7 protein-coding genes are annotated in these 8437 nt (G+C 51.7%); all 7 read left to right on the top strand.

Annotated elements, in window-relative coordinates:
• On the top strand, positions 1 to 1586 hold a 1586-nt coding region (locus C5469_RS18820), incomplete at its 5' end, for an ImcF-related family protein (RefSeq protein WP_278249776.1).
• A gap of 3 nt (positions 1587 to 1589) precedes the next feature.
• Complete coding sequence (gene tssA / locus C5469_RS18815) at positions 1590 to 3191, top strand: type VI secretion system protein TssA (protein ID WP_166309836.1); 1602 nt, start codon at positions 1590 to 1592, stop codon at positions 3189 to 3191.
• 85 nt (positions 3192 to 3276) lie between these two features.
• Positions 3277 to 5037, top strand: a complete 1761-nt coding sequence (gene tssF / locus C5469_RS18810; protein ID WP_166309834.1) for a type VI secretion system baseplate subunit TssF — start codon at positions 3277 to 3279, stop codon at positions 5035 to 5037.
• Positions 5001 to 6077, top strand: a complete 1077-nt coding sequence (tssG, locus tag C5469_RS18805; RefSeq protein WP_166309832.1) for a type VI secretion system baseplate subunit TssG — start codon at positions 5001 to 5003, stop codon at positions 6075 to 6077. The genes tssF and tssG overlap by 37 nt, the downstream gene beginning before the upstream one ends.
• Positions 6058 to 6594: a type VI secretion system lipoprotein TssJ gene (tssJ, locus tag C5469_RS18800; protein ID WP_166309830.1), complete on the top strand. Its 537-nt coding sequence runs from the start codon at positions 6058 to 6060 to the stop codon at positions 6592 to 6594. Before tssG ends, tssJ begins: the two co-directional genes overlap by 20 nt.
• 3 nt (positions 6595 to 6597) lie before the next feature.
• On the top strand, positions 6598 to 7032 hold the full coding sequence (tssE, locus tag C5469_RS18795) for a type VI secretion system baseplate subunit TssE (RefSeq protein WP_166309828.1): 435 nt from the start codon (positions 6598 to 6600) through the stop codon (positions 7030 to 7032).
• A 21-nt stretch (positions 7033 to 7053) separates the two neighbouring features.
• On the top strand, positions 7054 to 8424 hold the full coding sequence (locus C5469_RS18790; RefSeq protein WP_166309826.1) for a VasL domain-containing protein: 1371 nt from the start codon (positions 7054 to 7056) through the stop codon (positions 8422 to 8424).
• Positions 8425 to 8437: the final 13 nt, after the last annotated feature.

Genomic DNA, 8437 nt, shown 5'->3' with positions numbered 1-8437 from the left:
CCCCCAGTTACGGGGATTTAGGGCTGGCACAGATGACCGGGGCGACCGATGCCCGCCGGCTGTTTAGCACGAATCAAGTGGTGCCGGGGATGTTTACCCGTCAGGCGTGGGAAGGTCAGGTGCAGAAGGCCATCGCGGAGGTGGTGGCGTCCCGGCGAGAAGAGATTGACTGGGTACTGAGTGATGGCCGTCAGCCTATTGCGGAAGCGGTTTCCCCGGCGGTATTAAAAGCCCGGCTGACCGAGCGTTACTTTACGGATTTTGCCGGGGCGTGGCTGAATTTCCTCAACAGTGTGCGGTGGAATAAAGGGCATAATCTGTCCGACACCATAGACCAGTTAACCGTAATGGCGGATGTGCGTCAGTCGCCGCTGATAGCGCTGATGAACACGCTGGCGTATCAGGGGGAAACCGGGCAGCCGGGGCAGGGATTATCGGACTCGCTGGTGAAATCGGCCCGCAATCTGTTCCAGCAACCGAACCGGCCCGTGACTGACCTGACCCCTGACCCGAACAGCGGTCCGCCCAGTCCCCTGGACAACACCTTCGGTCCGTTATTGACCCTGATGGGGAAAAACCGCGGCCAAACCCTGATGACGGCAGACCGGACCCTGAGTCTGCAAACTTACCTGACGCGGGTGACGCGGATACGGCTGAAACTGCAACAAATCGCCAATACCGATGACCCGCAGGAGAGAATGCAGGTACTGGCGCAGACGGTGTTTCAGGGAAAGAGTGTGGACCTGACGGACACCCAGTCGTATGGCAGCCTGATGGCGGCGAGTCTGGGGGCGGAATGGAACGGTTTTGGTCAGTCGGTGTTCGTGCAGCCGTTAATGCAGGCATGGCAGACGGTGCTGCACCCGTCAGCGGCGAGTATCAATGCGCAGTGGCAGGCGTCGGTGGTGGCAGACTGGCAGGCGGCGTTTAACGGGCGCTACCCGTTTGTCGATGAGCAGGATGAGGCGTCGCTGCCGGTGCTGGGGCAGTTTATTCAGGCCGATACGGGACGGATAGAGCAGTTTCTGCACAGTCAGTTAGGGGGCGTGCTGCATAAAGAGGGCAACCACTGGGTGGTGGATGAGGAGGGGAGTCAGGGGCTGCATGTAAACCCGGCGTTTCTGACGGCGATAAATCAGCTGAGTGAATTATCGGATGTGCTGTTGACGAACGGGGGTCAGGGAATGCGGTTTGAGTTGCGGGCGAAGCCGGTACGGGATGTGGCGGAAACGGACCTGACGATAGACGGTCAGAGGTTGCGTTACTTTAACCAGATGGAGAGCTGGCAGCGTTTGCGCTGGCCGGGAGAGAGCGATAATCCTGGGGTGGTGTTGACGTGGACGAGTGTGAATACCGGGGCGCGGGTGTTTGGTGATTACCCGGGGGAGTGGGGGCTGCTGCGCTGGCTGGAACAGGCACAGGTGAAAGCGCAGGAGGGGGGGCGTTACCGGCTGAGGTTTATGGCGCCGGACGGGTTGCCGCTGACCTGGGATTTACGCACGGCGCAGGGGAAAGGCCCGCTGGTGCTGTTGGGGCTGAAAGGGTTCCGATTACCGACACAAATATTCAGTGATAAAGGGGAATAAACCATGCTGAATCAACTGATAACTAACTGCTTTGCCGGGCGTGATGCGTTGGCAGAAGCACGGGAGAGGGTGGCTCTGTGGGAAAACTGGCTGTTACCCATTAGTGCTGAGGTTCCCGCAGGGGATGATCCGGTTTATAACGACGATTTTCAGCGTATGCGGGAGGAGCTGAACAAGCTCAGTGGCATTGATACCGAGCTTATCTGTCAATTAGCGGAAAAACTGCTGACCACCGAATGTAAAGATGTCCGCGTGGCGACCTATTATGTGTGGGCGCGCTTACATCAAGATGGCGAAAGTGGTTTGGCTGATGGGCTGGCGTTACTGGCTGCACTGGTAGATCGTTTTGGTGAAGCCTTATTACCTGAGCGGGCGGGGAGTCGAAAAGCGGCGCTAGAATGGCTGATTGGCACCAAAATTCAGGACAGTTTGTCACGCTATCCAGAGGTAAACCGTACTGATTTTGAACGCATCGTATCCGCTTTGGCGTTATTGGAACAGACGTTTGCCACCTGGGACGAAAATGCCCGGCCCTCCCTTGTTGGGCTGGCAGGCACTCTGGAAAACCGACTGGCGCAGTCTGGTGGTGTGGATGCGGTGGTACCCCAAACGGCTGCTCCGATGCCTTTATCTGGTGGGCTGAGTAATTCATCAGCTCAGGGTGAGTCATCTGTATCATGGGGGCAGGTACAATCCGGGCGTGCTCTGTTGGAACAAGCACGTGAACTGGCGCGTTATCTGCGTGAACAGCCTCAAGGCTGGCTCTCTTCTGCACGGCTTATGCGAAGTGTCCGCTGGGATACCGTGCATCAATTACCTCCTCTGGATGCTGACGGACGTACTCGGTTGGTGCCGCCACGCATGGAATATCGGGCCTTATTAAAACGGCTCTACCGGCAACAAAACTGGCACGATTTGTTGGAGCAAACCGACCGAATGTTCTCGGAAAGTGTTAACCACTTCTGGCTGGATTTGCAGTGGTATCTCTGTCAGGCATTAAACCGATTAGGTAGCACCTATGAAAGCTGGACAGAGATGGTTAAACATGATCTGAGAATGTTACTTGAACGGCTGCCGGGACTGGAAAATCTGGCATATAACGACGGGACACCGTTTGCGGATGAAGTTACGTCCGGCTGGATAGCCCAACAGGTTCATGACTCTCAGACAGACTGGTCGTTTGTACATTCACCGATGCAGCCCCAGCACGATGATGATGTTTTAGCTCTGGAACCGGAAGCGCAGCAACTGGCGGACAGTGAAGGTATAGATGCTGCGTTGCGCTGGTTGGGGCAGTTGCCGAGTATCAACGGCGCGCGTCAGCGCTGGTTACAGCGCTTGCTGATGGCGCGGGTGGCGGAGCAATACGGCAAAAATGAAATGGCCTTGCATCTGCTGACTGAGCTGAACGCCAATGAGCAATTTAATCTTGGCGAATGGGAGCCAGCACTGATGTTTGAGGTGAAAGCGTGTCTGCTTAAGTTGCTGAGGATGAAAGCGCAGCGCAGTGAACAGGATAAAGCGCGGATGGCACAACACATGGAGACTTTGTTAGCGGGGCTGGTGGCGATTGATCCGGTTAGAGCTGCGGTGCTATGTGGCTGATTTTACTGGCATGAATTCCTTCTTCGGTTCACTCAGGTTGAACCGGTAACATTATTTTTATGACAACAATCATGAGAACAATCCTATGGATGATTTAATTCTCCGCTATTACGAGGCGGAAATACACTATTTGCGTGAAGCAGGTAAAGAGTTCGCGCTGGCGCACCCAGATCGGGCGGCAATGCTTAATCTGGACGAAGGGCACGATCTTGATCCCTATGTGGAACGGTTACTTGAAGGCTTTGCGTTCTTGATGGGTCGGATGCGTCAGAAACTTGACGATGATTTGCCAGAACTGACGGAAGGATTGGTGAGTCTACTGTGGCCGCATTATATGCGCACGATTCCCTCACTTTCTATCGTTGAATTGGCACCGGATTACCAGGATTTGCAAAAAAGTGAAAATATTGGCAAAGGGTTTGAGGTGGTATCAAAACCTGTTGGACCGAGCCAGACCCGCTGTTACTACCGGACGACTCGTGATGTGTGCATAACACCGCTGCATATCACTTCTGCCACGCTGCAAAATGAAACCGATGGGCGTTCAGTGATCAGGTTGCGTTTTGACTGTGGTCGATTAGCGGAATGGAATAAAGTCGATTTAACGCGACTGCCTTTGTACCTCAAAGCGAATAGTCCGCTCAGCTCTGCACTGCATCTGGCACTCACCCGGCAGACTCAGAACATTTATGTCCGCGTGTCGGGGATGGAGCGTCGCCGTTTTGAGGGGCATTTTTCACCAATGGGTTTCGATAGTGACGATGTTCTGTGGCCTAAAGGGGAAAGTGCGTTCAGCGGCTATCAACTGTTATTGGAATATTTTACTTTCCGTGAAAAATTTATGTTTGTAGCACTCAACGGTCTGGAAACATTGTATATCCCTGATGGTACCCCTTGGTTTGAACTGGAAATGGTACTGGGTGAACTGTGGTCGTATGAGTTGCCATTTTCGGCGGAAAATATCCGGTTGCATTGTGTACCCGTGATCAACCTGTTTAATGTTGAAGCTGATCCGATGCACATTTCGCGGATGCAAAATGAATATTTGCTGCGCCCGATGCGGATTCAGGATGGTCATACCGAAATTTACTCAGTGGATGAGGTGCTCTCTTCTGGACGGGGTGAAACACAATGTTTTGTGCCATTCAGCAGTTTCCGCCATCGGGGAGGCATCATGCGTAATACAGCGCCGGAACGCTACTATCACACTCGTGTATCTCCAAATCCTTCGGGTTTGCATGATACCTGGCTGATCCTTGGCGGTGAATCGTTTGAAAATGATCCGGAAATTGATGATGAAACATTGTCGCTGCGTATCACTGGTACGAATGGTCAGTTACCCCGTAGGGCATTGCGTGATACGCAACTCGAACAGACATTACAGTCCACTGGAGGCAAACTGTGCGTGAAAAATCTTTGTTCACCGACGTTACCTTGCTATCCCCCGGCGAATGACCGTTTCCACTGGCGAGTTCTTAGCCATCTCGGTTCCAACTTTCTTAGCATGATGGATAACCCGGAAGTGCTGCGCGGTACGTTAGGGCTTTATAACTGGACTAATGATGAGATGAATTGTCGTCGTCTGGATGCCATTGTCGGGGTGAAACATAGCTTGATCCAACGCTTTGAAAAGGGCTATCTGCTGAGGGGCGTTGATATTGAAATTACTCTTAACAGTAACGGTTTCTCCGGTGAAGGCGATATTTTTCTGTTCGGTGAGATGCTGAACCGTTTCTTTTCGCTGTATACCGATATTCATCTGTTTAACCAACTGACACTGGTCCTTCAACCTTCGGAGAGATGTTTGCGATGGAAAGAAAATCACAATCAGCGTATTCCCGGTTAGTGCAGCGACTGGCACCAAATATTTACGGTTTTAACTTCTATCGTTTCTGCCAATTGCTGGAAAGTATACAGAACGGGCGTCCACCTCTGGGCAGCACGATTTCACCGAGTGATGATCCGATACGTTTCCGGCCCCATCCTGGTATGGGTTTTCCTGCTAGTGAACTGAGAAATGCAGAATGGGATGAGGTCCAGCCGGAACAGCTCCCGACAATACGTACTTTATTTCTTGGCCTGTACGGTGTGGATTCCCCGTTGCCTACCGCTTATCTGGACGATATTGCTCAGCGGCGTGAAGGCTATGAAGGTGTGACAGATTTTCTGGATATTTTTAACCACAGGATGATGACTCAGTATTACCGTATCTGGCGTAAATATTCCTATCCAGCCACTTATCATCCGGGCGGTAAAGACGACACATCACAGTGCTTGCTTGGGCTGGTTGGCTTGGGCATACCGGGTAGCCAGCAACAGATTGCTACGCCGGTTTCCCGCTTTCTGGCACTGCTAGGGACTATGCGGTTGCCAATGCGGACCGCCGAAGGGGTCATTAAGCTGGTCGCGTTGCTGGCACCTCTGACGCAGACACGGGTGACGGCGCATGATCGCCGCCGGGTGTGGTTGATCCAACCGGCCCGTCTGAGTCGTCACCATCCCATTCAGCTCTCTCAGCGTCTGGTGTTGGGTAAAACGGGAACGGATGTTAATAGTCAGATGGTGCTTCATCTTTATACCGAAGATGCCGATGAAGCTCTGGGTTGGTTGCCGCAAAGGGAGTTGCATACCGATCTGTTAGTACTGCTGCGTGTTTATCTGGGTTGGCGTTGCAGTGTGCGATTACATCTCTCTTTACCTAAAGGGATATTGCCACCGGCTCAGTTGGGAAAACAGCGTGTCCGGTTAGGTCGTACCGGTGTATTAGGATTAAAACCGGGGACACAGGCTGTTTCAGGGATGGTGACGATTAATCTGGGAAACTATCAAGGGTTATTGCCAAGTTATCAATATCGGGAGGTCGAGAATGGCAACTATCAATTTTAAATCAGTCATGATGAGTAGCATGGTCTGGCTGGCAACGGCTGGGTTGGCTGGATGCGGTCTGACTCAGAGCATAACCGACGGCACAGTAGCTGTTACTCAATCTATTTTCCATAAACAAGTGAAGACACTGCATCTGGATTTCAACGCCCGCAGTGCGCTTAACACCAATGACGCACAAATGCCGTTGAGTACGGTGGTACGTGTCTATCAACTCAAAGACAATAAAGCCTTTGAGCGCGCCAGTTACGCGGAACTGTTGAAAGGTGACAGTGAGGCGCTTAAGGCGGACAGGTTGGCACAACGGGATATTAGGGTGGCACCGAAAGGAAGTGTGATGCTGGATATGCCGATGGAAAAGGCGGCGAAGTTTGTGGCGGTCGTGGGGCTATTCCATACACCGGATGCCACTAATAATGATTGGCGGTTGGTGATCAAGCGTGACGAACTGGATGCGGATAAACCACGCACTATTGAGTTGGGTAACGGCACCGTAACACTGAATCCCATGAAGGAATAACCGATGAAACAGATGAGACCCTCACTTTACGAAATGCTGACGCTTAACTTTAATGAAGATCTGGATATCAATCAGGTCAGTAAACAGGAGCAGGTGATTTTATCCGTACTGAACAATATGCAGCGTATCCTCAACTGCCGTGCGGGTTCGCTCACCCATTTGCCGGATTATGGTTTGCCTGATCTCAACACTATCCTGCAAGAGTTGCCCGCTTCGTCACAGCGTTTGATCGCGACAATTGAACATACATTGCTGGCTTATGAACCGCGTTTGAAACAGGTCAATGTGACATTACTGCCGCAGCTTGAGCCGGCGCATCTGCGTTATGACATCAACGCTGAATTGAAAGGTGTGGGATTGGTGCGTTTCAGTACTGAATTTGTGCCGGAAGGGAAGGTATTGATCCGCCATTTACGCCAGCAAGGGCGCATAGATTAACTCTTTTTAAGGATAAATATCATGACCACAATATCATCCGGTTACACCGTACATACTGGGGACGACCCACGGGCACTGCCTGAATTTAGTGCATTGAAAGAAGAAATGGGCAAACTGAGCCACCCGGCACGGCCAGATGTTGACTGGGCTAAAGTTGAACAGCTTTGTCTGACATTATTTCGTTTAAATGGTGTAGAACTGCAAAGCGCTGCCTGGTACACACTGGCTCGCGCCCAACGTGCCGGATTAGCGGGCATGGATGAAGGATTGGCACTGATTGATGGGTTAGTTAGTCATCAATGGTCACAGTTCTGGCCTCAACCCGTTCATGTGCGGGTTGAAATTTTTGCCTGGCTGGTCGCACGTTTGCAACAGGTGTTGCGGACCTGCGTTTTCTCTTACATCGACCTGCCGCTGATTTATCGCACGGAAAAGGTGCTTGAACATCTGTGTGAGGTGCTTCAACGTTTAGAACTGAAACATGTAAGCAAACTCGATAGCTTGCGTGTACAGCTCCACAACCATGCCCGGCGACTGGAGAGCCTAGAGCAGGAAAAGGGGGCGGTATCCGTCTCTCGTTCCTCGGCTCATGTTCACGAAGGCAATCCTATGGTGATGCCGATGGAACATCCTCAACCACAACTGATGTATGTGGTACACGAAACTATCTCCTCTGAGCAACCGCAGGTCAAAGTGATTCGCGGGGAGCCTGCATCCCGTTGGAAAGCATGGCATGGTTTTGTAGCGGGTATTGCATTATGTGCTCTGGTTGTAACGGGGAGTTGGCTGGTGGACAGGGTGCACCAATCACCTTTCATGGAGCAGGCTTTGCTAGAAACAGTGCATCCGTTACCGCAAGTATTGCTTTCAACACAATTGGTTGAGTTACATCACCCTGACAATGCGGTGTTATTGAGCCGGTTGCAGGATAAAGCAATAGATGCCAGTCATACCCAACTGACAAACTTAGACGCACTGCCGCCACTATGGCGATTGAGCTATAGCTCGCAGTTATTACAGCAGTTACGTACATTATGGCCGGCTAGCCAAATGGTGCAGGACATGGAAAAACAGTGGTTACAGCAACGTGAGGCCACGGCCCTGCCGATGTCGGAACTGGAAAATTACCATCTGGCTCAATCACGGCTGCAACAACTGACGGCGCGACTTGATGCACTGGATGAAAAACGCGGGCGTTATCTTACCGGATCTGAACTGAAATCGATGGTATTTGGCATCAGACAACCGTTGTCCACTACACCGCCATTGGAAGAATTATTGCGTCAATTGGCGGAGCAACAAAAAAATGGCGCCGTTTCTCCGGCATTACGTCAACAAATTAATACCCGTTTTAGTCAGTTACTTAATCGATATTATTTATTGCAGAGGTAGCGGGATATTTTAA

The organism is Photorhabdus cinerea, from assembly GCF_011189575.1.
In the GTDB taxonomy this organism is placed as follows: domain Bacteria; phylum Pseudomonadota; class Gammaproteobacteria; order Enterobacterales; family Enterobacteriaceae; genus Photorhabdus; species Photorhabdus cinerea.
This window is presented reverse-complemented; position numbering and strand designations above follow the sequence as displayed.